Below are 26,361 nucleotides of genomic sequence, written 5' to 3'. Positions count from 1 at the left end.
CGCGGAAATTCCACTTGCGCAGATACCCTAGGGGGGTATATTGTTCTGGGTGTGGAGATACCCGCATGGGGTATCCTGATGAAGGAGGAACAAGCTATGGCTACAACCGAGTATCAGGTCACTGGAATGACGTGCTCCCACTGCGAGATGTCGATTCGCGAGGAGGTCGAGCAGATCGACGGGGTCACCGGCATCGACGTGAGCGCAGCGAGCGGCAAGCTCGAGGTCACCACCGACGGCGCGCTCGACGACGCGGCGGTGCTCGCGGCGGTTGAAGAGGCGGGCTACTCGGCGGTGCGCGCCTCATGAAGCCCCCAGCGCGCCTCGCCCTCTACGGCGCCGGCCTCGTCGTGGCCTTCGGCGCCGCGTACGGCCTCGCCAGCGTGATTGTCCCGGCAAGTTTCGTGGCCGACTGGGTCGCAAGCGGCGAAGCGCACGATCCCGAGCAGACCGCGCACGAGAACTAGCCAATGCCACCCGCTGACACGCTCAGCGGGTGCCGGTGAGAATGAAGGAATTCGAAATGAGTACATCCGCGCTCCCCAGTACACACTCCGGTGTCGAACTCGAGATCGGCGGCATGACGTGCGCATCGTGTGCGAACCGCATCGAAAAGAAACTCAACAAGCTCGACGGTGTCGTCGCGACCGTGAACTATGCGACCGAGAAGGCGAAGGTCACCGTCCCCGAGGGGTACGACCCGGCGCTGCTCATCGCAGAGGTCGAGAAGACCGGCTACACCGCGGTGATGCCGGAGCCGAAGGGGGCAAAGAAAGACACCAAGAGTGGCGACGGGAACGATGCGGAAGACGCCGAGCTGACGTCGCTGCGGCATCGCCTGATCGGCTCGATCGTGCTCACCGTTCCGGTGATCGCGATGGCAATGATTCCGGCGCTGCAGTTCACGTACTGGCAGTGGGCGTCACTCGCGCTCGCGGCCCCCGTGATCGTGTGGGCGGCCTGGCCGTTCCACAAGGCAGCGTGGGTAAACCTCAAACACGGCGCCGCGACGATGGACACGCTCATCTCGATGGGCACCTCCGCAGCGTTCCTGTGGTCGCTCTACGCGCTCTTCTTCGGCACCGCCGGCGTCCCCGGCATGACGCACCCGTTCGAGTTCACGCTCGCCCCCTCTGACGGCGCGGCGAACATCTACCTCGAGGTTGGCGCGGGCGTCACCATGTTCATCCTGGCGGGCCGCTACTTCGAGAAGCGCTCGAAGAAGCAGGCCGGCGCAGCCCTGCGTGCCCTGCTCGAGCTTGGCGCGAAGGAGGTCGCGGTGCTGCGCGGCGGGGTCGAAACCAAGATCCCCGTCGAAGACCTGCGCGTCGGTGACGAATTCGTTGTGCGCCCCGGCGAGAAGATCGCGACGGACGGCACTGTCGTCTCGGGTACCTCCGCCGTTGACGCCTCCATGCTGACGGGCGAGGCGATCCCCGTCGAGGTTGCCGAGGGCGACACCGTCACCGGCGCCACCACCAACGTTGGCGGGCGACTTGTCGTGCGCACCACGCGGATCGGGTCTGACACGCAGCTCGCGCAGATGGCGCAGCTCGTCGAAGACGCGCAGACGGGCAAGGCCGAGGTGCAGCGGCTCGCTGACAGGATCTCGGGCGTCTTCGTGCCGATCGTGATCGTCGTCGCCGCCGTCACGCTTGGTGGCTGGCTCGGCGCGGGCTTCCCGGTCTCAGCAGCGTTCACCGCGGCCGTCGCCGTGCTCGTCATCGCCTGCCCCTGCGCGCTTGGGCTCGCAACCCCCACCGCGCTGCTCGTCGGCACGGGCCGCGGCGCCCAGATGGGCGTGCTCATCAAGGGGCCAGAGGTGCTCGAGTCCACCCGCAAGGTCGACACTGTCGTGCTCGACAAGACCGGCACCGTCACGACCGGCAAGATGACGCTCGTTGATGTGGTGACCGAGCCCGGCTCTGACCGGGCGGAGCTCTTGCGACTCGCGGGGGCTCTCGAGGACGCCTCGGAGCACCCGATCGCGCAGGCGATCGCGAAGGGAGCGACGCAGGAGGTCGGAACGCTGCCCGTCGTTGAGGGCTTCGCGAACATCGAGGGCAAGGGCGTGCAGGGCGTCGTCGATGGGCACGCCGTGCTTGTCGGGCGCGACTCGCTCCTCGCCGAGTGGTCGCTACAGCTGAGCGGCGAGCTCGCCGCCACGAAAGCGCGCGCCGAGGGCGAGGGCAAGACCGTCGTCGCCGTGGGCTGGGATGGCAAGGCGCGTGGGATCCTGGTCGTCGCCGACACCGTGAAGGACACGAGCGTCGAGGCGATTCGCCAGCTCAAGGCCCTGGGCCTGTCGCCCGTGCTCCTCACCGGCGACAACGAGGCTGTCGCTCGCCACATCGCCGCGGAGGTCGGGATCGACGAGGTGATCGCTGAGGTGCTGCCCCAGGACAAGGTGGACGTCGTTCAGCGGCTACAGGCGGAGGGCAAGGTCGTCGCGATGATCGGCGACGGCGTGAACGACGCTCCCGCTCTCGCGCAGGCCGACCTCGGCCTCGCGATGGGCACCGGTGCGGACGTCGCGATCGAAGCGTCCGACATCACCCTGGTGCGGGGCGACCTGCGCAGCGCGGTCGATGCGATCCGTCTGTCGCGGAAGACGCTTGGCACCATCAAGACGAACCTCTTCTGGGCGTTCGCCTACAACGTCGCTGCGATTCCCGTCGCGGCGCTCGGCATGCTGAACCCGATGCTCGCCGGTGCGGCGATGGCGCTCTCGAGCGTCTTCGTCGTCGGCAACAGCCTGCGCTTGCGCGGCTTCAAGAGCACCGCCGTCTAGCGGCAACACTGAACTGCACTGAACTGAACTACGTTTCGAGAGGACACCTCATGACCGAACAGACAACCCCAACGGCGAGCTGCTGCGGTGGCGGCGCGAAGGCAACCACGGTGGCGGCCGATGGCCGCACCGACCTGCTGAGCGGGGGCACCCCTGACGCAGAGATGACCACCTGCCCCGTTATGGTCGGCAGTCCGGTGAACAAAGCGAAGGCAGTCGAAGCGGGGCTCTACCGCGACTTCGAGGGCGAGCGCTACTTCTTCTGCTGCGCCGGCTGCGGCCCCGCCTTCGACGCAGACCCCGCGAAGTACGCGGCGAACATGGCATAGCGCGAAGCCGAAAGTCACGCAAAGGGGTCTGTGGAAACACAGGCCCCTTTGCACGTCGTGCGACAGAATGGCACCCAATTCCCGGCTGGTAGCCGGTCCGCGACAATGGGGAAGGGGACCCGCATGGATACCGCAGAACACACCTCGACCGACTACGACCTCATCGTCATCGGTGCCGGGCCGGTCGGTGAAAACGTCGCCGATTACGCCGTCGGCCCCAATGTGCGCGTCGCGATCGTCGAGGCCGAACTCGTCGGCGGAGAGTGCTCGTACTGGGCCTGCATGCCATCGAAGGCACTGCTGCGGAGTGGCCACGCCATCCGGGCCGCGGGGCGGCTCCCGGGCGCTCGCGAGGCGGTTACTGGTGAGCTCAACGCCGCCGCGGTGCTCGCGCGGCGCGACGCCTTCACGAACAACTGGGATGACTCTGGCCAGGCCGAATGGGTCGGCGCAGAGGGGATCGACCTCATCCGGGGCTTTGGCGAACTCGTCGGGAGGGGGCGCGTGCGGGTGGGGGAGCGCACCCTGACCGCCCGGGCCGTTGCGCTCGCGACGGGGTCAGTGCCAACGCTGCCGGATGTCCCGGGCCTTGCGGAATCGCGCGCCTGGGGCACACGTGAGGTGACGTCGACCGAGGAGGTGCCGCAGAGTCTCATCGTGCTCGGCGGCGGTGTCGCCGGTACCGAGATGGCGTTCGCGTTCGCCGCGCTCGGAACCAGCGTGACGCTGCTCTCGCGTGGGGCGCTCCTCGGGCGTGAGGAGCCGTTCGTCGGAGCCATGCTTGCGGCCGCGCTCGCCGCCGAGGGCGTTGACGTTCGGATCGGTGTCGCGCCCGTGCGTGTTGACCGCGGGGCCGACGGCAACGTCTCGGTTGAGCTCGCTGGTGGCACGACGGTGCGCGCCGCCGAGCTCCTCGTCGCGACCGGTCGCCGCCCTGCGACCACCGGCCTCGGGCTCGAGAGGGTCGGCGTCGACGCGCAGCTGACGGTTGACGACACCATGCTCGTCGCGGGCACCGACTGGCTGTACGCCGTCGGCGACGTGAACGGCCGCGCGCTGCTCACGCACCAGGGCAAGTACCAGGCGCGCGCGGCCGGCGAGGCGATCGCCGCGCGGTTTGCCGGCGATGGCGTGCGTGATGGGGCGTGGGGAGCCCATGCTGCGACGGCAGATCACGTCGCCGTGCCGCGGGTGGTGTTCTCCGACCCGGAGGTCGCTGCGGTCGGGCTCACCGAGGCGCAGGCGCGCGAGGCCGACCTCGACCTCAGAACGGTCGAGTACGACATCGGCCAGGTGGCGGGGGCGAAGCTTCACGCGGACGGGTACGTTGGCAGGGCCAAGCTCGTGGTCGACGAGGCGCGCGGCGTGATCGTTGGGGCGACGTTCGTCGGGCAGGACGTCGCGGATCTGGTGCACGCGGCGACGATCGCTATCGTGGGGGAGGTTCCGATGGAACGGCTGTGGCACGCGGTGCCGGCATACCCGACGATCAGCGAGGTGTGGCTGAGGCTCCTCGAAACGTACCGAAGTGAGGCAGGGTAGCTGGTGCCCCGCGGCGGCATGCAGCCCTGAGCGAAACACCGCCCATGAGATACCCTGAGGGGGTATCCTGATGAATGTGGCGCTTCGCCGCGATGAGGGAGGGCATGGCCATGGAAGCAGTGCAACACACGCAGGGGAGCGCGCACGGGTACATCAGCGATAAAGAGAAGTACCTGCAGCGTCTGAAGCGTATCGAGGGCCAGGCGCGGGGCATCTCTCGCATGGTTGACGAAGAGAAGTACTGCATCGACATCCTCACCCAGATCAGCGCGCTCACGAGCGCGCTGCAGGCGGTCGGTCTTGGCCTGCTCGACGACCACCTGGCGCACTGTGTCGTCGACGCTGCCCGGAAGGACGGGCCGGAGGCGCAGGAGAAGCTCAAGGAGGCGAGCGACGCGATCGCCCGCCTCGTCAAGTCCTAGGCGGCCGTCGGCCCCTCCGCGATAGCTTCGCTCAGAGCGACGAGGAGGCCATCGACCTCCTCTCGGGTGTTGTACGGCGCGAGGCCGAAGCGCACGCCGCCGATCTCGCCGAGGCCGAGCGCGCCACAGACCTCGATCGCGTAGAAGTGGCCGGCCTGAGCGATGAATCCGCGCTCGCGCAGCCGTGCCTCAACCACGAGCGGCGCGATCCCGTCGATGGTGATGAGCAGCGTTGAGGTGCGCTCGCTTGCGCGCGAGAAGCAGGTGACTCCCGGAAGCTCGGCGAGGCCTGCCTCGATGGCGTCGCGAAGTTCGAGTTCGTAGTCATCCATCTCGCGCATGGCTGACAGGATCCGCTCACGGCGCGTACCTTCGGCCCCGCCGAGGCTCGCGATGTAGTCGATCGCGGCAGTCGCGCCCGCGAGCATCTCGTAGGGGAGCGTGCCGAGCTCAAAGCGCTCGGGCACCGTCTCTGGCGACGGGCGCAGCTTGTCGGGGTGGAGCGAGTCGAGCAGCTCGGGCGACGCTGCGAGCATGCCGAAGTGCGGGCCGAAGAACTTGTAGGGCGAGGCGACGAAGAAATCTGCTCCCATTGCTGCGACGTCGACACCCGCGTGTGCGGTGTAGTGCACGCCGTCGACGTAGGTGAGCGCGCCACGGGAGTGGGCGATCGCGGAGATCGCGGCGACGTCCGGTCGAGTGCCGACGAGGTTCGATGCGGCCGTCACGGCGACGAGTTTGGTGCGGTCGTCAACGAGCGCTTCGTATTGCGCGGCGGGGAGCTCGCTCGTTTCGGGGTCGAGCCGCGCCCAGCGTACCTCGACGCCCGCCCGCTCGGCGGCGATGAGCCACGGGGCAACGTTGCAGTCGTGGTCGGCTTGCGACAGCACGATGTTGTCACCCTCGGCCCACGTCCGGCCGAGGGTGCGCGAGAAGTCGAAGGTGAGCTGGGTGGCGCTTCGGCCCTGCACGATGCCGCGCGGGTCGGCGCCGAGCAGGTCTGCAGCCGCGGCGCGGAACTCGAGCACCGCGTCGTCGGCGTTCCGCCCGGGGAGCGAGCCCCGGCTGCGATTTGAAATCGGTGACGTGCCCGCTTTCGCGATGGCCTCCGCGACCACGCTTGGCATCTGTGTGCCGCCCGGCGCGTCGAGGAAGACGAGCTCGTGTGCTACCGCGGGGAAGTCTGCGCGGATCGCTGCGCCGAACTTGGACATCGTTGTACCTCCGGTGATCGTTAAAGAAGTAGGCTTGAAACCACGATAGATCAAAGTTGATGCGCGACAAAACTATTGATTCAAAACCAAATGCTGCTAGAGTCCGATGCATCACGTCGCGGGAACGTCGCGGCCCGAACTTCACCAACGAATGCTGGAGGACACGTTGTCAACTCAAAGCCGCACTGAGGCGCAGCCCTCGAAGCGCCTCGAATTTCGCGTCGGCGCGCTCGGCGCGTTCATCGCCCCGCTCATCTTCGCCATCGGAACCTTCGTCTACTTCGTCGGCTTCGTCGTGCTCGACCTGACCGCGATCGCCGCCGTCGGTTTCCTTGGCCTGTTCGTTGCGTCATGGTTGGCGAAGGGTCAGGAGAAGTTCTGGAACGCCGCTATCGACGGCATCGCGTCGCGCACGTCGGCCACGCTGTTCCTGCTCATGTTGCTGGTCGGCGTGCTCGCCCAGATGTTTAAGGCCACGGGCGTGAGCTCGGGCTTTGTGTGGCTCGCGCAGGAGGCGCACATCTCCGGCGGCGTGTTCGTGATGATCACGTTCCTCATCACCTGCGCGATTGCGCTCGCGACGGGGTCGTCGCTCGGCACCATGCTCGCGATGTTCCCGATCCTGTACACGGCGGGCGCCGCGATCGGGGCCTCGCCGGTGTTGCTTGCCGGCGCGATCCTCTCGGGAGCGATCTTCGGCGACAACATCGCGCCGATCTCCGACACGACCGTGATCTCTGCGACGACGCAGCGCTACCGGCGTCGCGCCGGGCTTGCCGACGTCGGCGGAGTCGTGCGTAGCCGCCTCCGCTACGCACTCCCCGCGGCAGGCATCGCGGCGGTCGCGTTTCTTGTCGCCGGTCTCCTCACGTCGAGCGGTTCGGCGCAGTCGAACATTGTCGCCGATGCGAGCCCGACCGGCCTCTGGATGCTGCTCGCCATCGCCGCGCTCATCCTTGTGGCGTTCATTGCCCGCGACCTCTTCCTTGCCGTCGGCGTCGGCCTCGTTGTCGGCACCGTCGTCGCCCTCGTGACGGGCCTCGCAACACCCGGGCAGGTGCTCGGCGCGGCCGACGGCGCCCCGACCGGCTACATCACCGATGGTCTGTCGAGCATGCTGCCGCTTGTCTGCCTGCTCGTCGCGGTGTTCGCGATGATCGGCGTCGTTGAGTCCTCCGGAATGTTTGACCGGATCGTCGAGGCGATCATCAGTTCCCCGCGGTTCCAGAGCGCCCGCGGCGCCGAGGCCGCGATCGGCCTTTCCGGCGCGCTCTGCACGGTCGTGCTTGCTGGCCTCAACGGGCCGGGTCTCATGTTCGCTGGCCCGCTCTCAGACAAGATCGGAGCGGCAGTGGGGCTGCACCCGTACCGCCGCTCAAACGTCATGGACTGCGCCGCAATGGGTGTCGGCGTGATCGTGCCGATCGCGAGCACCTTCCTGCTCGTTGCGAGCCTCGGCACGCAGGGCTACGAGGGCATCCCCGAGTTGAGCGTGTTCGCGATCCTCGGTGCGGCGTTCTATCCGTTCGCGCTCACCGCGATGACGGTGTTCTCCATCGTCACGGGCTGGGGCCGTCGCTACGAGGGCAGGGATGGCGTCGAACTCGTCGAGCCCGACCCCGAGTGGCAAGCGGAGATGACGGGTACGCTTCCCGTCGTTGGTCTGGAGCGGCGCTAGCCGGATCCGGATCCGTGGTCACCGCGAGGGGCACCGGCGCGCGTCGCGCAGCGGGTGCCCCTCGCGCTTTGTACAATGCAGTGAGCGGCGAAGACGCACATCTCACCGAAATGCGAAGGGGAGTCGGCACGACATGAACGCGAAGAGGTCGACCTTTGGCAGCCTCGCCGACGGGCTGACGAACGACCCGCCTATCGTCGCGCTCGACGAGACAGACATCAAGCTGTTGTCGATGCTGCACGACAACGCGCGCGCCACGCTCAAGAGCTTGGCAGACGCCGTCGGGCTCACTGCCCCTGCGGTCTCCGAGCGCATGGCCCAGATGAAGCAGGAGGGCGTCATCCGCGGCTACCGCGTTGACATCGATTGGCGCGCGCTCGGCTACACGCTCACCACCTACCTCTCGGTCGTCATTCGTACCGGCGCGAGCCGCGATGACGTTGTGGCTGCGCTGCAGGCGATCCCCGAGGTCGAAGAGACGTCGGTCGTGACGGGGTCCTCCGACCTCATTCTGCTCATCCGTACCAAGGGCTTCGACCACCTGAAGCGCATCATTGCCGAGTACGTCTGGGCGCGGGATGACCTCGAGTTCACCGAGACCCGCCTCGCGTTCTTCTCCGAGAGCGCCGCGGGCGTGGAGCAGCACAGGCTCGACCAGATTCTCGCGGAGCTGCGCGCGGGCGACGAAGCCTAGGCACGCATGTCTACACGTGATGTGCCAGAGCAGATTGGGGACCTGCCACGGATCGGTCGGCCGGCGACCTCGGCGCTCCTGCTGGCAGGGATATCGACGCTCGCCGAGGTGAGCGGGCTTTCGCGAGCGGAACTGCTGTCGTTGCACGGGGTGGGCCCGAAGGCAGTGCGAATCCTCGAGGCGGCGCTCGCCGAGAACGGCCAGACGCTCAGGCAGTGACACGGAGACGCGAGAACGCAGTGGCGCTGGCTAGCTAGCCGGTCGCGGCCGGGGCGATGAACCTGCGAACCGGTTCGCGTGCCTCGAATCCGAGGCGCTCGTAGATCCCGGCGCCGTCGGGTGACGCGGTGAGGATCGCGTGACGCACACCATGGCTGCGCCCGACTGCGAGCGCTGCTTCGGCCAGCTGGCTGCCGATACCGCGCCTGCGGTGCGACGCAGCGGTCACGATGTGTTCGACAGCGAGGGCCCTCCCGGCGACGACGGCCGCGCCGCACCCGACGGCGACGCCATCGACCTCCGCGAGGAGGTGGTGGACTGTGCGGTCAGTGCCGAGCCCCGCCGACGCGAGGGCGCGAAGCGTTACCGGGTTTGGGGCCTCGCCCGTCCAGATTTCCTCCCAGGCGGCGAGGTCGCGCTCAGTTTCGACGGGGCGAACGGTGGCCGGCCCCGGTCGCGCCGTGGAGGGGGACCCGGACCCGCTGCCCAGGGCGAGCGTCATGACGGGCTCCTCCTCGACGAACTCAAAGCCTCGCGCGCGGAGCTGCGCCTCGACGTCGAATTCGGGCCGCTCGGGCCACGAATGCCACAGCGCCGGCGTCCTACCAAATTCAGCGACCGCATCCCCCAGTGCTGCCGCGGTCGCGTAGAGCACCCCGTTGAGTTCCTCATGCGGGGCGCCTGTTCGGAACCAGGCGAGCGCCGTGGATCGGGTCGCATCGCCCGCGCGGGCGAGGTGGGTATCGACGTACAGCGAGAACGCGTCTGGGGCTTCGATGGGCGGCACCTTTCTCTCGGCGGGAGTCTACCGGTGACGCCGCGATGGGCGGGCGAACCCGGCCGGCTACCGGAGAAACTCGGCGCGGTTCAGCGCGTTGCTGTCGCTTGAGGTCGCCACCTGAAACGTTACGGTGTCGGGCAGGTACCTGTCTTCGCCGAACTCGATGGGGGCGCCACCGCGCGTGAAGCTCACGCGCCTAACCCGGAGGAGCGGGCTTGACCTGCGGATCCCGAGGAGCTCGGCGTCGGCACTCGAAGCGGGGATCGCGTCGATCGAGTGCTCGGCGTGGGCGGTGTCGACGCCAAAATGCGTGCGCAGTGTCTCGACGACGGACGCTTCATCGTCGGGGATGCTCGCGACCTTGTCGGCGATCCACTCGGGGTAGCAGGTGCGTTCAAGCATGACGGTGCGGCCGTCGAGCGAGCGCGTGCGCGTCACCCGGATGACGCGGGAGCTCGGAGCCACGCGCAGGCTGCGCGCCTCGCCCTGAGACGCCTCGCCGAACTCCGCGAGCCGCACGAGGCCTCCGGGAGTCATCCCCTTGCTGCGCGCCCACTGCGCGAACGAGCGCAGCTCGGCGAACGACTGGTTCTGTCTGCTGGAGCGGACGACCCAACCCGACCCCTGCACGGGGGCGACGAGGCCGCGGCCCTCGAGCGCGGCGAGCGCGTTGCGCACTGTGCCGCGCGCGGCGCCGTAGTGCTGGCTCAGCTTCGATTCCGACGGCAGCGTCGTTCCCGGGGCGAACTCGCCGTCAACGATGCGCGCGAGAAGGTCGCGCATAATCGCCGTGTGCGAGCGTGTGGAATCGGCCGTCATGCTGCCAGCGTACGCCCGGAAATCGGCGCCGGTGGACAGCCGTTCACAGCTGTCCCGCCCTGCGGCGCCTAAGCACCCAGTGTTCAGGTGTCGTTCACCGTCTTGTTGCGAACTGCATACCTGGTCACGGGGTAATGATCAGGTGATTCAGCAGCCAACCTCACCCCATTCGGGCACCGCGCTCGGCGCCGTGCTGTTCGACCTTGACGGCACGCTCGTTGACAGCGAGCGGAGCTGGCTTGAGGCGATCCGGGCCGCGCTCACCGCGAGCACCGGGGAAGCCCCCGAAGAGCTCGTCGCGGCGTTCGAAGGGGTCGCCGTTGACGACGCCGGTCGCCGACTGGTCGAGACGTACGGCCACGCTGGCACGCCCGCGGAGGTGGCCCGCTTGCTTGAGGAGCGTTCGATCGCTGCCTTCGCCGGAAGCCTGCGCTGGCTCGCCGGCGCTGAGGAGACCCTGCACCGGCTGCGGGTCGCCGGGACGCCGATCGGGCTCGTGACGAGCTCGACGCGAACCTGGGTCTCGGCGGTTGACAGCCTCGCTGGCCTCGGCAGCTTCGACACCGTCGTCACCGCCGACGACGTGCCGAAGACAAAGCCCGACCCCGAGCCGTACGCGCGTGCTGCCCGAGCGCTCGGCGTCGCGCCGGCGAACTGCGTCGCATTCGAGGATTCCGAGGTCGGCATCCGCTCCGCACGATCCGCCGGCTGCACCGTCGTGCGTGTGGGGGAGCCGCGGCCCGAGATCGATCTCCTCGCCGACGTGACGATCGCGAGCTTCGCGGGCGTTACTCCCGACTGGATCGCCGCGCTCACGCCGCGCCAGCCGCTCACAGCTTCCATCCGACTCACACCGATTCACACTCACTCGCTTTGAAAGGCACACCGTGAAGAAGAACACACTCACCCGCGGGCTCGCGCTCGTCGCAGGCATCACGCTCATGGGCACCCTCGCCGCCTGCTCGGCAGGGCCCGCAGGCGACGGCGCGAGCGCATCCGAGGGGTTCGCGAAAGACGCTGACACGCTCGTCATGGGCATGGTCCCCGACCAGCAGTCAGTCGAGAACACGTTCCAGCCGCTCGTCGACTACATCGCGGCAAAAACCGGGAAGAAGGTTGAGCTCATCCAGTCGACCGACTACGCAGCGCTCGTCGAGGCCTCGATTGCGGGCCGCATCGATATCGGTAGCTTCTCTGGCTTCACCTACGTTGCGGCGACGAACGGCGGTGCTGAGCTCGAGCCGCTCGGCGTGACCGTCACGAAGGAGGGCGAAGAGCCAGGCTACGAGTCGCTCACCGTCGTGCCGAAGGGCTCAGACATCGCCTCGATCGCCGACCTGAAGGGCCACAAAGTGTGCTTCGTCGACCCGGGTTCGACCTCGGGTTACCTCTACCCGAGCGCCGAGCTGCTCGCGGCCGGCATCGACCCTGAAAAGGACATCACGCCGGTCATGGCGGGCGGGCACGACGCATCCGCGCAGAAGACCGCGCAGGGCGTCGAGTGCGAGGCCGGGTTCGCCGAGGACGCCGTCGTCGAGACGACGGGCATCGCCGATGGCCTGTTCGCCGAGGGCGACCTTGAGGTCATCAACCGCGTGACCGTGCCCGGCGCGCCAATCGTGATGTCGAAGAAGCTTCCCGCCGACACGCAGACGGAGCTGCAGGACCTCATGAAGAACCTGACGCTCGCAGACATCGAGGCCGAGGGCATCGCGGTCACCGACGCGTTCAAGGCGTTCTTCTACGAGCTCGTCCCGGTCGAGGACTCGTACTACGACAGCGTCCGCAAGGTCTGTGAGCAGACCGGCGCGGCGCAGTGCCAGCCGTAACACCCCCTCGGGGTTCGGTCGTCATCGGCCGAACCCCGCCCCACCCCGCCGCGTAGCTCCTGGAGTCTGACCCTCATGCATCATCCCGCCGCCATCCAGCTCGATACCCTCACGAAGCGCTACGGCGCGACCGTCGCGCTCGACGACGTCACCCTCGACATCGCTCCGGGGGAGCAGACGGTTCTTCTTGGCCTTTCGGGGTCGGGGAAGTCGACGCTCCTCCGCCACCTCAACGGGCTCGAACGGGCCGACTCGGGGAGCGTTTCAGTGCTCGGCGTGCACGTCGACGCCGCCCGCGGGCGCTCGCTCAGGCAGCTGCGCAGCAGGATCGGCTTCGTCTTCCAGCAGTTCGAGCTCGTCGGGCCGAGAACGGTGCTCGAGAACGTGCTCACGGGGGCGCTCTCGGAGTTGCGCGGCCCGCGCCTCGGGCTGCTCGCCTACCCCAAAGCGCTCCGCATCCGAGCCGCCGAACTGCTCGCCGAGGTCGGGCTCGAGGAGCGTGCGTTCCAGCGCGCCGACACGCTCTCGGGCGGGCAGCAGCAGCGCGTCGCGATCGCCCGCGCCCTCATGCAGGAGCCCGAGATCTTGCTCGCTGACGAGCCGGTCGCCTCGCTCGACCCCGAATCGTCACAGCAGATCATGGCGCTCATTCAGGAGCTCGCCGAGCGGCGGCACCTCACGGTCGTGTGCAGTCTGCACCAGGTCGACCTCGCGCTCGCGTGGGGGAGCCGTATCGTCGGGCTTCAGGCTGGAAGGGTCGTGCTCGACGCCCCAGCGCGTGACCTCGACGAGGCGTCGGTCATGGCGATCTACAAGCGCGGTGCCGCCGGAAAGCGCGCCGACAGCACCGGGGAGACCCAGCGCGCTCCCCAGCCCGAGCTCAGCGGGGCGGCGGCGTGACCGCGATCATCACCCCCGTCCGCCCGGCCGCTCGGACGGGCGCGAAGCTCCCGCTCCCATCGCGGAACGCGCTCACCGCCGGGGCCCTGCTCCTCGCCCTCCTCGCGGTCGGGCTGTGGTCGCTGTCTGGCGTTGGGCTGTCGTGGCAGCAGATCGCCCGAGGCGTCGACTACGCGGGCAGCTTCCTCGCACGGGCGGTACCGTTCGTGTGGCCTTCCATCCCCGAGATCCTCTGGCTTTCGGCGCTCACACTCGCCATCGTGTTCTGCGGCACAGCGATGGCAGCGATCATCTCGATCCCGGTCGCGTACCTCGCGGCGCGCAATACGACGCCGACCCGCTGGGGCGGCGCGCTCGGGAGGTTCCTCGGGGTTGCCACCCGCGCGGCTCCCGACGCAATCATGGCGATGATCTTTGCGATGGTGATTGGCCAGGGCGCGCTCGCGGGCGTCCTCGCGCTCGGGATCCACTCGGTCGGCATGATTAGCAAACTCACCGCCGACGCGATCGAGCAGGTACCCGACGGGCCCCGGCTTGCGCTGCGCGCGGCGGGGGCCACGAAATCGCAGGAGTTCTGGGGAGCGGTTTGGCCGCAGGTACTCCCGGCCTTCATCGCGATCGTGCTGCACCGCGCAGACATCAACCTCCGGGTGTCCGTGATCCTCGGGTTCGTCGGCGTCGCGGGGCTCGGCCAGCAACTCAGCATCGCGATGCAGACCCTGAACTATCGCGAGGCGCTGCCGTTCGCAATCATCATCTTCGTGCTCTGCGTCGCCTTCGAGATCGTCTCGGCGCTCATCCGCCGTTTCCTGCTTGGCGCGCCCGTCGCGCGCCGCACGCTCGCGCACCGTTTCGTGCGCGCGCTGCCCGGCGCCGAGGCAGGTGCAGGGCAAGACGCTGGCCCCTCCGGGAAGTCTGCGGCGAAAGGTCGCTCGCTTGGCCGCGCGGCGGGTGCCGGTCGGGTGCCGTGGACAGCGGACCGACTGAAATCTTCGGCGCTCGTCTGGGGCACCGCGACCCTCATCGGCGTCTCGATCGCGCTTGCGGCGACCCAGGAGAGTAGCTTCGCGAACTTCTGGAAGAATCTCGGCATCGCCGCGGCGCGGCTCTGGCCGCCGGCGCTGCCGCCCGAGAAGTGGGAAGCGACGGCGGTCGCGCTCACGGAGACCGTGCAGATCGCCTTCGCGGCGACACTCCTCGCGCTCGCCGGGTCCCTGATCCTTGGCGTGTTTTCTGCGCGAAACGTCGCCCCGAATCCCGCGGTGCGCGGCGCCTCACGGTTCGTGCTCGTCGTGATCCGCGGGCTCCCGGAGCTGCTGCTCGCGCTCTTCTTCATCATTCTCACCGGCCTCGGCCCCGGCGCCGCCGTACTCGCGCTCGCCATCGGCGGTGTCGGTCTGCTCGGCAAGCTGTTCGCGGACTCGATCGAGGAGGTCGACAGGGGCCCCGAGGGTGCCCTCAAGGCAGTCGGCGCGACGCGCACGCAGGTCTTTTCCGCGGCGACGTTTCCGCAGGCGACACCCGCGCTCGTCGGGCACACGCTCTACCTGCTCGACACCAACATCCGCTCAGCGACGGTGCTCGGCATCGTCGGCGGCGGCGGCATCGGCTACATGCTGTCGAGTGCCGCGCGCATCAACCAGCACGAACTCCTCGCCCTGCTGCTCTGCGTGCTCGTGATCGTGTTCGCGGTTGAGGGTCTCGCCTCCTGGATCAGGCGGCTCATCGCCTAGCCCAGTCGCCCATCGAGGGCGCTTCAGACCCACTCTCTGCTTTTCCCGCATCACCCTCCCCGGTGGTGGGCCGCCCCCTGCCCGCCACACCCCTGAAAGGAACCCCCATGTTCAACTCCGAACGCACACCGAGTGTGCCCGCGTGCCTCACACGTGCGCAGCGCAAGGCGCCGCGCACGGCGCTGCTCGGAAGCGCCATCGCGGCGATGACCGCAGTGGCGCTCCTCGCCCCAACACTCCCCGCCCAGGCGGTGCCGCAGGCGGTGCCGACCGCAGCGACCGCGGGAGCGCCAGCCGAGGCGATGACTCAGGCCCGAATCGACGCTGCGAACGACGCCTACAACGGGGCGGCGGCAACGCTCGAGTTCATCACGATGTCTGACACCGAGCTCGGCGGCACCGCCACAGCCGAGAAGACCTCTGAGCAGGTCGCGTACGAGGGCATCCAGCCCCACTTCAAGAGCATCACTGACTGGGCGACGGCGAAGGGGTTCACCCCCAAAGTCGTCGTCGACAACGGTGACGTAGTGGGCGCAAACGACCCCGAGTACTCCGCGCACCTGCGCGGCGACTCCGAGAAGGTCGCCGGCTGGTACCGTGCCGTCGAGCGGGTGATGCGCGAGAGCTTCCCCGACGCCAACGTGCTGCTCACTCAGGGCAACCACGACATTGCAGACCTCATGGGGAAGACGTTTGACGACGCGCGCGCCGAGCGCGCCGGCGATAACGCCCCGGAGTGGTTCTACCCGCGGGCTGAGAGCGACTACGTCAGCAACTTCCACACGACGGTTGAGGGCATCGACTTCATCGGGCTTGACTACAACGGTAAGCACACGTTTGGGTACACCGGCCAGCGCACTGGCTACCAGGAGTACCTGAAGCAGACGCTCGCGGGCATCGCAGCGAAGCCCGACTACGACCCGAAGAAGCCGATCTTCGTGTCGATCCACAGCGGCTACGCTGGCACCTCGCTCGGCGGCCCGTTCCACGGCGACTACGACATGGCCGGCCCCGAGCTGCAGCGCATCCTCGCCGACTACCCGCAGGCCGTGCTCGGCTCGGCCCACACCCACTTCTCGTCGAACCCCGAGACGAGCATCTACCAGAAAGACTTCACGGTCTACGAGAACGCCTCGATGAACTACATCTACCAGGATGTGCCGGGGGACTTCATCGGCGGCGGCTACTTCGACGGCAACCAGGGCGACGCAGCAAAGGGTGTGCCACAGAAGAGCGCCAACTTCGTGACGGTGCTCGAAGACGGCAGCACCGTGATTCGCCGCTTCGATGTCACCCACAAGCGCTGGCTCGGCATGCCGTGGGTCGTCGACACTACGAAGGGCAAGGCCGGCTTCACCTACACGAGCGACAAGCGCAGCAAGATTGCGCCGTGGTGGGACAGCGCGGCTGTGACCGCGCGCGACGTGACCGAGACGTCAGCGACGATCGGGTTCGAGCAGGCGAAGGACGACGAGCTCGTCAACTACTACGAGGTGCAGATCGCCGACCAGGCTGGCAACCCCGTCGCGTTCACTGCGAACCAGGTGCCCGACTTCGGCGCGAAGAAGTCGAAAGCGTTCACCGGGAGCTTCAAGGCCTACTCACGCTTCTACATGAGCCCGAACACGATGGGCTTCGATATCGGCGGGCTCGACGCCGCGAAGACGTACACGGTAAACGTGTTCGCGTTCGACGACTTCCAGAACAAGTCTGAGGCGCTCGCGGGCACGTTCCGCACGGCGGGTACGCTCGTGTTCCCTGACTTCCCTGAAGCCGGGGCCGAGGCCCCCGGCGGCGAGTTCTTGAACCTCGCGTTTGAGGGCGACCTGAGCGATGCGGGCACTGCCGCAAAGGTGGCACCGAAGGCGGCACCGGTTGGGTCAGTGAGCTATGTTCCGGCCGACCGAAACGGCGCCGCGGGGCAGGCAGTGCGTATCGGGGCCGGGGCAGGCAGCTACGTCGACCTCGGCTCAAGACCCGAGTTCGACCTCGGCACCGACAAAGACCTCACGATGACTTTCTGGACGAAGGTCACGAACGTCGGCGGCTACGGCGCCATCATCAGCAACAAGAACTGGAGCAACTACTACCGCTCGGGCCTCAACGTGGCACCGCAGGGCGGAGACACCGGCAAGCTCGAGTTCACCCTCGGCGATGACAAGAACGGCGTCTACGCAACGGGTGACGTCACGAACTACAAGAACTCGTGGCACCACATGGCGTTTACCGTCGACCGTGAGCGCAACACGGCGAGCACCTACATGGACGGCCAGCTCGTGAAAGAGGCGAGCATCGAGTCGGTCGGAAGCCTCACGAGCGGCCTGAATATGCTCATCGGCGTCGACGGGGGCAAGAGCTACGGCGTCGGCCTCGACATGGACGACCTGAAGATGTGGGACTCCGCGCTCACCGCTGACGAGATCGCGGCCTTGCACGGCGCCGACGACACGGGGGCTGAGACTGATGCGCTCACACGGGCCGTCGAGTACTCGGACGAGCTACTCACCGCCAACGAGAGCGCGGCCGCAAACGGCCGCGTGTTCGACGAGGCGCTCACGGAAGCGCTCACCGCAGCCGTCGAGCGGGCGCGCGCGGCGCTCGGAGCGGCGGCGCCGACCGAAGCCGACCTGCGCGCGAGCTATGACTCACTGCGCGCGGCGGTCGCCGCGGTTGAGGATCAGCCGGTGCGGTTCACCTATGCCGCCCGCGCGACGAACGGCGCGGTGACGCCGGCCGAGGGCGTCGCGGATCTCGGGGGTGAGCTGCGGCTCGCGCTCGAGCCCGCCCCCGGATACACAGCGGTCGACGCGGTAGTCGCCGTGGAGGGAGCCGAGGGCTTCGCAGTCGAGGGCACGGAGCTCGTGCTGCGAAACGTGCAGGGGCGCGTGAGCGTCGACATCGAGTTCGCGAAGGTCGTTGACGGCGGGCCCGGTGATGGTGGCCCCGGCGGTCCCGGTGATGGCGGCAATGGCGGCCCGGGCTCCGGAACCGGCTCAGGCGACGATAGCTCAGGCAGCACGGGTGTAGGCACCCGCGCGGACATCGCCGCGACCGGCGGTACTTCCGCGGCGGTCTGGGCGCTGACCGGCCTTGCCTCGGCGCTCACGGTCGTGGCCGGCATCGTGCTCGCGCTGCGAGCCCGCCTGCGCCGCCACTAGGCCGCGCACACGAGAGGGGCGGTGGGGATCAAGCGATCCCCACCGCCCCTCTCGCACTGCAACACGGTGCCGGAGAGGCCCCGCGTGAGGCGGCTAGGCTGCCGCGCGCTCGCGTCTTGCGCGCAACGCCCAGTAGCCCGCGAGCAGCGCCCCAAGCCCGAGCCAGCCGAGACCGATGAGCTGCGCGTTCACATTCGCGTTCCAGAGCGCGTACCCGAGTACGGCGGTGCCGATGATCGGGGAGACCCAGTGGAGAAAGACGTTGCGGCCCGCGGCTCTGAGGCCGAAGTGGACGATGACGGCGATGTTGAGCAGGATGTACGCGGTGAGCGCGCCGAACGTGACGAGCGTCGTGAGGAGCTCTTGTTCGGTCGTGCCAAGAATGCCGACAACGAGCGAGAGCCCAGCGATGAGCAGCATCGCGTTGCGTGGAACCTGGCGATCACTCACGCGCGCGAAGACGCGAGGCAACTGGCCGTCGCGGGCCATGCTGAAGACCAGGCGGCTCGAGGTCGCCTGCGAGGCGATCGAGTTGGCGAAGATCGCGATGAGGGCCGAGGTGAGGGTGATAAGGATCTTGAACCACGGCCCGATGATCTCGCCGGCGATGTTGTAGAACGCGTTGTTCGTCGCGCCACCCGACGCAAACGTCGTGCCGGTTGGGACGAACAGGGCGGCCAGGTAGACCTGCACGACGAACAGGAACGTCACCGCGATGAGCACGATGATCGTTGCGCGAGAGACCGTTGCGCCCCCGCCCTTCGCCTCCTCGTTCAGCGTTGAGATCGCGTCAAAACCGATGAAGCTCAAGGCTGCGATCGGGATGGCCCCGAACACGATCGCCCATGAGAACTCCTGCGCCTGGAAGATCGGCGCCAGTGAGAACTCCGCGCGCCCCTCGGCGACGGCGACGAGCGCCCCGACGACGAAGATCGCGAGGACGACAACCTGGATCGCCAGGAAGATCTTGTTTATGCCCGCCGTGAGCGTGATGCCGCGCAGGTTGATTGCCGCAGCGAGCACGACGAACACGATAATCCAGACGAACTCGGGTACGCCCGGCACGACGGTCACCATCGCGGCCGCCGCGAACACCGAGAGTAGCGCAGGCAGAAGCAGATAGTCGAGCAGGATCGCCCAGCCAGCGATGAACCCGAAGAACCGGTTGATACCGAGACGAACGTACGAGTACACCGACCCGGCGACCGGGAAGCGCTTCGCCATCTCCTTGTAGCTGAGCGCGCTGAACAGCATCGCGAAGGCGGCGACCAGGTAGACGAGGGCGGGCATGCCGCCCGAGAAGTTGTAGATGATGCCGAAGACGGCGAGCGGCGCCATCGGCACCATGTAGATGAGACCGTAGACGACGACGTCGAGCAGCGACATCGACCGCCTGAGCTCTTGGGCGTAGCCGAGGTCCTCGAGCGAGGTGGCGCCCTCGGGGGCGTCAGCGGGGGAGGCGTGCGTCATTGCAGTGTGCTTTCTGTGAGGGGTGGTTAGTTGTTGCGCAGAAAGGCTCTGAGCTCTGCGAGATAGGGGCCTGGCTGCTCAAGGTGCACCGAGTGAGTCCCCCCGGGGAACACGTGCACTGAGCTGTGGCTATTCAGCGCAGCGAACGCACGGATGGTTTCGGGGCGGGCCTCGTCGTCGGCCCCCGTCAGCCACAGGTTCGGGATGGTGAGGTCGCGCACGACGCCGGAGCGGTCTTCGTCGCGAAGGTTGCCGGTCTGGGTGAACTCGTTCGGCCCCCACATGGCGTTGTAGGCCAGCGCGTTCTGGCCGGCGTCTGACTCCTGGATCGGCGTGGGCCACGGCTCGATGTTGCAAAAGTGGCGCCTGTAGAACTCGGCCTCCGCGGCGGCGTAGCCGGCGTGCTCAGGCCCCGCTGTGATGGCTGCCTGGTGGGGCGCGGGAAGCTCGGCGATGAGTATCGCGGCGTCTGCGACCCACCGCTTGGTGTCGACGAGGGGGCTCGCCAGCGTCAGCGAAGCTGCGCGATGAGGCTGCGCCTCGTGGAATGCGAGCGCAAGCATGCCGCCCCACGAGTGACCGTAGAGGTGGAAGCGGTCGAACCCGAGGTGACGGGTGAGCCTGTCGAGGTGGTCAACGTGCGCGTCGACTGTCCAGGCAGTGTTATCACCCGCTGCGTCGGAACGCCCGCAACCGATCTGGTCGTAGCGGAGCACCGGGCGGTCTGCTGAGAGTGCGTCGAGCGGCGCGAGATAGTCGCTCGGCGACCCGGGCCCACCGTGGAGCAGGACGATGGGCAGCGGTGCGGGCCCGGTGGCGGCGGTGGGCTGCGCCGGGCTGGTGAGCTGGTACCAGAGGCCGCCGTGCGGGGTTGGGGCGAGGCCGTTCTCGACAGTGGTGGAGGCGGTGGGGCCGTGCGGCACAGGAACTCCTTTGATCGTGATAGACACATCATTGCACAAAAGGTTCCATCATGAGACCTTTTGAGTGTGGGTTAATGGAGCTATGGCATTCGAGGCGGACCAGCGTGGTGGGCGGCAGCTCGTCTCTGCTCGCGTGGAGACCGGGCCGGCGCAGACGCTCGCTGACGAGATTGCCGACCGGCTCGTTACGGCGCTTGCTGTGGGGGACTATCTTCCTGGCGCTCGTCTCCCGGCGGAGCGCGAACTCGCGGCAATGCTCGGCGTCGGTCGGGTGACCGTGCGCGCGGCAATTGAGCGGCTCGTGGGGCTCGGGCTCATTCGCAAACAGCAGGGCCGCGGCGGTGGCAACTTCGTCGTCGAACCCACGACTGACGATGCCCGCGCGTCGATCGCGAGGGTGCTTTCGGCGACGTGGGATCGGCTGATTGATCAGCACGAAGCGCAAACGTGGATGCACGGAGCGATCGCAGCGGCCGCGGCAGATAGGCGCACCGCGGCGGACGTCGAGGTGCTTCGCGAGCGCCTCGACGGGTACCGTGAAGCCGAGTCAGGCCGCGCTGCCCAGAAGGCCGACGAGGCGTTTCACCTCGCGATTACCGAAGCTGCCAACAGCCCGGCGCTCGCCGGGCTGTTGTTCTCGCTCGAATCCCAAATCCACCTCTCGGCGCCGGCGCACCCGTGGGGGAGCGAACGTGGCCGGCGCGATATGGAGGCGCGCGCGCTTCGCGACCACGAGCTCCTGTTCGAGGCGATTTCGGCAGGCGATTCGCCGCGCGCGCACGAGGTCGGGAGGGTGCACGCGCGAATTAACCGTGAGCACCTCGAGAATGCACTCCGCGACGCCCGAGCAAGCGGCACGGTGACCTGACCGGGCGACAGGTTCGCCCGCCGCAAAAACAACTTGCACAGCGATGTGCAAGTATCGGGTACACTGTTTCGGTGCGGCAAAGTTGGAATATCTTTCGGAGAGACGTCGGGCGGCTCGCCCGACAGCGGAAAAGCTGGGTTATCGTCATCGGTATCCTCATCACGCCTGCCCTCTACGCGTGGTTCAACATCAACGCGTTCTGGGACCCGTACGCAAACACCGCGAACGTCAACATCGCCGTCGCGAACCTCGACTCTGGCGCGAAGTCTGAGCTCACGGGCGAGGTGAACATCGGCGACCAGGTCGTCGACCAGCTGAAGGCCAACGACCAGTTGGGCTGGCAGTTCATGAGCGAGGCGAAGGCCAAAGAAGCGGTCAAGCGCGGCGACGTCTACGCGACCATCGTCATCCCAGAAGACTTCAGCAGCGACCTCCTCAGCATGACCTCTGGCGACTTCACGCAGCCCGCGCTCCAGTACTTCGTGAACGAGAAGGCAAGCGCCATCGCGCCGAAGATCACCGACGTCGGCGCGTCAACCCTCGATAAGCAGATCACGAGCGCCTTCAAAGAGCAGGTCGCGAAAGCCGCGACCGAGGCCGTGAAAGACGCGGGCGATTCGGTCGAGCTCAAGCTCTTGAACGCCCGCAACGACACACTCAATGCCTTCGACCGCACGACGAAGACACTCGACGAGGCTGACAAGAACATCGACAAGATGCGCCAGGGCCTCGATACATCGCGCGACTCGCTCGCCTCGACGCGGGCAACACTCGTTGACGTTGGCGCGACGCTCGGAGACGTGCAGGTCGGCGTACGCCAGGCGCAGGCGATCGTTGCTGAGACGCAGCAGCAGGTCGTCGCGTTCGGTGACGCCGCGACCTCGGCCTACCTCACGGGGACCACGGCGCTTGCGGACGCGGCCGGCTCGGCGAACGCGTCGGTCGCCGAGCTCACGCAGCAGCTGAAGCAGGCGAACGTGCGCATCGACGCGTCGATCACCGAGATCACGGCCGTCATCGACGCGAATGACAAGGCCATCGCGCAGCTGCAGGATCTCGTCGACCAGGCTGACCCGACCTCGCCCGTGGTTGGGCAGCTCCAGAGCGCCCTCGACGCGCTCAAAGCGCAGAACGCGGCGCACGGCGAGGTGCTGGGGAAGCTCCAGCAGGCGAACACCGACGCGTCCGGCGCCCTGCAAGCGGTCTCCGATGCGTCGACCGCGCTGAGCCAAGCTATGAAGGATACGCGCACCGCGGCCGCGGGGATGCGGCAGGTGCTCAGCAGCACGGTGCCGACGCTCAACGCAGCGATGTCGCAGCTGTCAGCGAGCGCGGGCGCCTTCGCGTCGGCCCTCACCGCGCAGCAGGCTGTGCTTGAGCAGGCTGACTCGCTGCTCGGCGGCATCGATACCCAGCTCGGCTCGACGGGCGAGGCGCTCGACAGCTTCAAGGCTGACCTGAACGGTATTCGGGGCGGAGTCACGACGGCGCGCGCCGACGTGCTCGCGCTCGGGGCCGCGTCAGAGTGGGGAACGCTGAACACCCTCACCGGGCTCGAACCCGCGCAGATCGCCGAGTTCGTCGCGTCGCCCGTCACCGTCGACGAGCAGGTCGTCTTCCCAATCAACGCGTACGGTTCCGCGATGGCGGCGCTGTTCACGAACCTGTCGCTGTGGATCGGCGCGTTCGTGCTCATGGTCATTTTTAAGATCGAGGTCGACACCGAGGGCTTGCGCGAGGTTACCGTGCGCCAGGCTTACTTCGGCAGGTTCTTCCTGCTCGCGACGCTCGCCGCGCTCCAAGCGCTCATCGTGTGTATCGGCAACCTCGTGATCGGGATCCAGACCGTGAGCGCCGTGGCCTACGTCGCGACGGGCGTGTTCACAGCCTTGGTCTATGTGAGCATCATCTACGCGCTCTCCGTCGCCTTCGGGCACGTTGGGCGGGGGCTCTGTGTGCTGCTCGTCATCATGCAGATCCCTGGCGCCTCGGGGCTCTACCCGATCGAACTCATGCCGGGCTTCTTCCGCGCCATCTACCCGTTCCTGCCGTTCTCGTACGGCATCGACGCGATGCGCGAGACCATCGCCGGGTTCTACGGTGGCCACTACTGGCGCTTCGTCGGAGTGCTCGCGCTCATGGGTCTGCTCGCCATCGTGCTCGGGCTCGTGCTGCGCCGCCGCCTCGCGAACTTCAACCTGCTCTTCAACCGCCAGATCGCGTCGACCGATCTGCTCATCGGCGAAAAGGTGCAGGTCGTCGGGTCGGGCTACCGCCTGAGCGACGTGATTCACGCGATGCAGAACCGGGGCGAGTACCGCGAAGACCTCGAGCGGAGGGCGAAGCCCTTCACCCAGCACTACCCGGCGATGCTGCGAGCCACCCTCATCGTGGGCGCGGTCGGCATGGTCGTGATCGGGGTGATCGCGTGGGCGCTGCCGGGCGGCAAGGCCCCGCTGCTCGGGGTGTGGGTGCTCTGGTGCCTCATCATCATGGGCTTCCTCGTCGTCATCGAGTACATCAAGCAGAGCTTCCTGCACGCCCGGGAGGTTGCGACGCTCGACGACGACGAGCTGCGCGACGCCGTGCTCACCGACCGCACGGGGCTGCACACCGATCCTGAAATGGCGCTCGCCACCGCGCTGCCGGAGACGGTGCCGCTCGCGGTGAGCGGGGCCGCGAGCCCGGGAGGTGACGCGCCGTCGCAGGGCGAAGACATCGATGACGTGATGGCCGAGCTCTTCGGCGACGCACCCGAGCAGACAAACGATACGACCGACACAAGCGAGGGAGGGCCGCGCGCATGAACAACGTACTGAGCCTCATGAGGCGCGACCTGCGCCACGCGACCCGCAACGTGATGGCGTCGATCGTGCTCTTCGGCCTCGTGATTATCCCGTCGCTGTTCACCTGGTTCAACGTGATCGCGAGCTGGGACCCGTTCGCAAACACAAGCAACCTGAAGGTCGCCGTCGCGAGCACTGATGCCGGTTTCCAGAGCGACCTCATGCCCATCCCGATCAACGTCGGCGAGCAGGTGCTCTCGGAGCTGCGCGCGAACGACGGGCTCGACTGGGTCATCACGACGAAGGAAGACGCGATCGACGGCACGAAGTCGGGCGCGTACTACGCCGCGATCGTGCTTCCCCCCTCGTTCAGCTCTGACATGCTCACGTTCTACGCGGACGGGGCGGACCGGACGAGCATCAAGTTCTACACGAACGAGAAGAAGAACGCCCTCGCGCCGAAGATCACCGAGCAGGGCGCCGAGGGGGTGTCGTCGCAGATTAGCGAGGCGTTCACTGTGACGCTGAGCGAGGTCGCGCTCAGCCTCGTCTCGTCGGTCTCCGACTATCTCACCGACGACAACACGCAGGCGGCGCTCACTCGCGTCGAGTCGCGGATCGGGAACATCGCGACGCAACTGCGCGGCGGGGCCCGTACCGCCGAAACGCTTAGCGCTCTCGTCGAATCGAGCGTGCCGCTCGTCGACAGTGCCGAGTCGCTTGTCTCGGCCGCCGGTGCCGCGTTTGACGACAGCTCGACGGCGCTTGGCAGCGGCTCGGCCGCGGTCGGAGACCTGAAGGGGGCGCTGCAGGGCGCGACCCAGTCGCTCGTCGACGCGCTCGGCGCGACGGCGGGCAGCTACGATGCCGTCGCGGCGCGAATCGACGAGCTCTATGCACAGGCGGGGAAGGTCGGTGGCAGCCAGGCGGCCGCGCTGAACTCCCTCGCCGACTCGGTGCAGGTGCAAATCGACCAGACAACCGCCCTCAAGCAGAAGCTCGTCGACGAGGTGCAGCCGCTCGTACCCGAGTCGGGCCAGGCCGGGTTTGCCCGCGTGCTGACGAGCCTCGACGAGTCGATCGCTCGGCAGGAGGGCGTGCGCGACCGCATGCGCCAGTCGGCGGCAGATATTGCGAACGGATCGGGATCCGCGCAGGAGTCGCACGACGCCATCGCCGCGGCGGTGGCCGAAGCTAAGAAAGCGGTGACCGACGCGAAGGACGCGTACGCCTCGGGTCTGAAGCCGCAGCTCGACGCCCTCGCCGGCACGCTCGACACGATCAGCGGCGACATCGCCGGCATCCGCGACAGCCTTGCCGGGTCTTCGTCGGGGCTCGCTGGCGCCGCCGGCTCCGTCCGCACGGTGCTCACCGAGTCGGGCGAGGCCACGACGAAGCTCGCGACCTCGCTGAACGAGACCGCCGACAAGTTTGGCGAGCTGCAGCGCGCGATCGCGAAGGCCGCCGACACCGGCGACCTCAGCGAGATCTCTGAGATCATCGGCGCCGGCCCAGCCGTGCTTGCGACCTCGCTCGCCGAGCCCCTGCGGGTCGAACGCACCGCGGTGTTCCCAATCGTCGGGTTCGGCGCGGGCATGGCGCCGCTCTACAGCGTGCTCGCGCTGTGGGTCGGGGCGCTGCTCATGACCGTCACCATCCGCGTCGACGTGAACGAGGAGTCGCTGCCAGACCGGCCAGAACTCACTCCGACCCAGAAGTATCTGGGGCGCTACGGCGTCTTCGCGCTTGTCGGGCTTGCCCAGAGCACCGTCCTCACGCTCGGGCTCGTGCTCTTCGTGCAGATCGAACCGGCGCACCCGCTGCTACTCATTCTCGCGGGGTGGGTGATCTCGCTCGTCTTCACGATCATCATCTACACGTTCGTTGTCGCGTTCGGTAACGCGGGCAAGGCGCTCGCGGTGCTCTTGCTCGTGATCCAAATCTCTGGATCTGGCGGCGCGTACCCGCTGGAGCTGCTCCCTCAGTGGTTCCAGAACATCAGCCCGTTCCTCCCAGCGACCTACGCGATCCAGGCGCTGCGCGCCGCGGTCGCCGGTGTCTACGGCGGCGACTTCTGGATCGCGCTCGGGATGCTGCTGCTCTTCGTCGTCCCCGCCCTGCTACTCGGGCTCGTGCTGCGGCGGCCCATGATCCCGTTCAACCGGAAGCTCATGGATGCACTCGAGTCAACGAAGCTGATGTGAC

At 67.6% G+C, this 26,361-nt stretch carries 22 protein-coding genes; 17 read left to right on the top strand and 5 right to left on the bottom strand.

Annotated features, from left to right (window positions below):
• The first annotated feature begins 96 nt into the window (after nucleotides 1-96).
• The 6 genes from FB468_RS07215 (at nucleotide 97) to FB468_RS07195 (ending at nucleotide 5,084) form a co-directional block, all read left to right on the top strand.
• Nucleotides 97-309 (top strand): heavy-metal-associated domain-containing protein, encoded by a 213-nt coding sequence (locus tag FB468_RS07215; RefSeq protein WP_141886743.1) that lies wholly within the window; start codon nucleotides 97-99, stop codon nucleotides 307-309.
• The gene (locus FB468_RS17090) at nucleotides 306-467 is read left to right on the top strand and encodes a hypothetical protein (RefSeq protein ID WP_170219580.1); all 162 of its coding nucleotides are present in this window, start codon (nucleotides 306-308) and stop codon (nucleotides 465-467) included. The genes FB468_RS07215 and FB468_RS17090 overlap by 4 nt, the downstream gene beginning before the upstream one ends.
• A 56-nt stretch (nucleotides 468-523) precedes the next feature.
• Complete coding sequence (locus FB468_RS07210; protein ID WP_141886742.1) at nucleotides 524-2,791, top strand: heavy metal translocating P-type ATPase; 2,268 nt, start codon at nucleotides 524-526, stop codon at nucleotides 2,789-2,791.
• A 50-nt stretch (nucleotides 2,792-2,841) separates the two neighbouring features.
• Complete coding sequence (locus FB468_RS07205) at nucleotides 2,842-3,120, top strand: YHS domain-containing protein (protein ID WP_141886741.1); 279 nt, start codon at nucleotides 2,842-2,844, stop codon at nucleotides 3,118-3,120.
• Between the two features lie 123 nt (nucleotides 3,121-3,243).
• Nucleotides 3,244-4,662, top strand: coding sequence for a dihydrolipoyl dehydrogenase family protein (locus FB468_RS07200; RefSeq protein ID WP_141886740.1), 1,419 nt, complete (start codon nucleotides 3,244-3,246; stop codon nucleotides 4,660-4,662).
• A 110-nt stretch (nucleotides 4,663-4,772) separates the two neighbouring features.
• A complete protein-coding gene (locus FB468_RS07195; RefSeq protein WP_211359099.1) occupies nucleotides 4,773-5,084 on the top strand; it encodes a metal-sensitive transcriptional regulator in 312 nt (103 codons plus the stop codon).
• Here the strand turns inward: FB468_RS07195 and FB468_RS07190 are convergent.
• On the bottom strand, nucleotides 5,081-6,298 hold the full coding sequence (locus tag FB468_RS07190; RefSeq protein WP_141886739.1) for a cysteine desulfurase-like protein: 1,218 nt from the start codon (nucleotides 6,296-6,298) through the stop codon (nucleotides 5,081-5,083). The genes FB468_RS07195 and FB468_RS07190 overlap by 4 nt on opposite strands.
• A 166-nt stretch (nucleotides 6,299-6,464) precedes the next feature.
• Here FB468_RS07190 and FB468_RS07185 point away from each other — a divergent pair, with 166 nt between their 5' ends.
• The 3 genes from FB468_RS07185 to FB468_RS07175 all read left to right on the top strand — a co-directional run bounded on the left by FB468_RS07185 (nucleotide 6,465) and on the right by FB468_RS07175 (nucleotide 8,889).
• Nucleotides 6,465-7,976: a Na+/H+ antiporter NhaC family protein gene (locus FB468_RS07185; RefSeq protein WP_170219655.1), complete on the top strand. Its 1,512-nt coding sequence runs from the start codon at nucleotides 6,465-6,467 to the stop codon at nucleotides 7,974-7,976.
• Nucleotides 7,977-8,109: 133 nt separating this feature from the next.
• The gene (locus FB468_RS07180) at nucleotides 8,110-8,670 is read left to right on the top strand and encodes an Lrp/AsnC family transcriptional regulator (RefSeq protein WP_141886737.1); all 561 of its coding nucleotides are present in this window, start codon (nucleotides 8,110-8,112) and stop codon (nucleotides 8,668-8,670) included.
• A 6-nt stretch (nucleotides 8,671-8,676) separates the two neighbouring features.
• Nucleotides 8,677-8,889 carry a helix-hairpin-helix domain-containing protein gene (locus FB468_RS07175; protein ID WP_141886736.1) on the top strand — a complete coding sequence of 71 codons (213 nt, stop codon included), beginning with the start codon at nucleotides 8,677-8,679 and terminating at the stop codon, nucleotides 8,887-8,889.
• A 34-nt stretch (nucleotides 8,890-8,923) separates the two neighbouring features.
• Here the strand turns inward: FB468_RS07175 and FB468_RS07170 are convergent, their stop codons facing one another.
• Nucleotides 8,924-9,676 (bottom strand): GNAT family N-acetyltransferase, encoded by a 753-nt coding sequence (locus tag FB468_RS07170; protein WP_141886735.1) that lies wholly within the window; start codon nucleotides 9,674-9,676, stop codon nucleotides 8,924-8,926.
• A gap of 57 nt (nucleotides 9,677-9,733) precedes the next feature.
• Nucleotides 9,734-10,489 carry a GntR family transcriptional regulator gene (locus FB468_RS07165; RefSeq protein WP_246055794.1) on the bottom strand — a complete coding sequence of 252 codons (756 nt, stop codon included), beginning with the start codon at nucleotides 10,487-10,489 and terminating at the stop codon, nucleotides 9,734-9,736.
• A 142-nt stretch (nucleotides 10,490-10,631) separates the two neighbouring features.
• Between FB468_RS07165 and FB468_RS07160 the strand changes: the two genes are divergently transcribed.
• The 5 genes from FB468_RS07160 (at nucleotide 10,632) to FB468_RS07140 (ending at nucleotide 18,109) form a co-directional block, all read left to right on the top strand.
• The gene (locus tag FB468_RS07160) at nucleotides 10,632-11,366 is read left to right on the top strand and encodes an HAD family hydrolase (RefSeq protein ID WP_170219654.1); all 735 of its coding nucleotides are present in this window, start codon (nucleotides 10,632-10,634) and stop codon (nucleotides 11,364-11,366) included.
• A gap of 10 nt (nucleotides 11,367-11,376) precedes the next feature.
• Entirely contained in the window at nucleotides 11,377-12,318 is a 942-nt protein-coding gene (locus tag FB468_RS07155) for a phosphate/phosphite/phosphonate ABC transporter substrate-binding protein (RefSeq protein ID WP_246055793.1), read from the top strand.
• Nucleotides 12,319-12,393: 75 nt separating this feature from the next.
• Nucleotides 12,394-13,218: a phosphonate ABC transporter ATP-binding protein gene (gene phnC / locus FB468_RS07150; RefSeq protein ID WP_141886732.1), complete on the top strand. Its 825-nt coding sequence runs from the start codon at nucleotides 12,394-12,396 to the stop codon at nucleotides 13,216-13,218.
• Complete coding sequence (gene phnE, locus FB468_RS07145) at nucleotides 13,215-14,951, top strand: phosphonate ABC transporter, permease protein PhnE (RefSeq protein ID WP_141886731.1); 1,737 nt, start codon at nucleotides 13,215-13,217, stop codon at nucleotides 14,949-14,951. Before phnC ends, phnE begins: the two co-directional genes overlap by 4 nt.
• Nucleotides 14,952-15,058: 107 nt before the next feature.
• Entirely contained in the window at nucleotides 15,059-18,109 is a 3,051-nt protein-coding gene (locus FB468_RS07140; protein ID WP_141886730.1) for a LamG domain-containing protein, read from the top strand.
• Between the two features lie 93 nt (nucleotides 18,110-18,202).
• Here FB468_RS07140 and FB468_RS07135 read toward each other — a convergent pair whose 3' ends face one another.
• Together FB468_RS07135 and FB468_RS07130 are read right to left on the bottom strand one after the other, a co-directional pair.
• Complete coding sequence (locus FB468_RS07135; protein WP_170219653.1) at nucleotides 18,203-19,579, bottom strand: APC family permease; 1,377 nt, start codon at nucleotides 19,577-19,579, stop codon at nucleotides 18,203-18,205.
• Nucleotides 19,580-19,605: 26 nt separating this feature from the next.
• A complete protein-coding gene (locus tag FB468_RS07130; RefSeq protein ID WP_170219652.1) occupies nucleotides 19,606-20,502 on the bottom strand; it encodes a proline iminopeptidase-family hydrolase in 897 nt (298 codons plus the stop codon).
• Between the two features lie 82 nt (nucleotides 20,503-20,584).
• Here FB468_RS07130 and FB468_RS07125 point away from each other — a divergent pair, with 82 nt between their 5' ends.
• The 3 genes from FB468_RS07125 to FB468_RS07115 all read left to right on the top strand — a co-directional run bounded on the left by FB468_RS07125 (nucleotide 20,585) and on the right by FB468_RS07115 (nucleotide 26,360).
• On the top strand, nucleotides 20,585-21,370 hold the full coding sequence (locus tag FB468_RS07125; protein ID WP_141886728.1) for a FadR/GntR family transcriptional regulator: 786 nt from the start codon (nucleotides 20,585-20,587) through the stop codon (nucleotides 21,368-21,370).
• A gap of 71 nt (nucleotides 21,371-21,441) precedes the next feature.
• A complete protein-coding gene (locus tag FB468_RS07120) occupies nucleotides 21,442-24,177 on the top strand; it encodes a YhgE/Pip domain-containing protein (protein ID WP_141886727.1) in 2,736 nt (911 codons plus the stop codon).
• Complete coding sequence (locus tag FB468_RS07115; protein ID WP_141886726.1) at nucleotides 24,174-26,360, top strand: YhgE/Pip domain-containing protein; 2,187 nt, start codon at nucleotides 24,174-24,176, stop codon at nucleotides 26,358-26,360. The genes FB468_RS07120 and FB468_RS07115 overlap by 4 nt, the downstream gene beginning before the upstream one ends.
• The last annotated feature ends 1 nt before the right edge of the window (nucleotide 26,361 follow it).

Origin of the sequence: Leucobacter komagatae (assembly GCF_006716085.1) — a bacterium.
Classification (GTDB): Bacteria; Actinomycetota; Actinomycetes; order Actinomycetales; family Microbacteriaceae; genus Leucobacter; species Leucobacter komagatae.
Note: the sequence above shows the minus strand (reverse complement) of the source record. Positions and strands in the feature narration are given on the sequence as shown.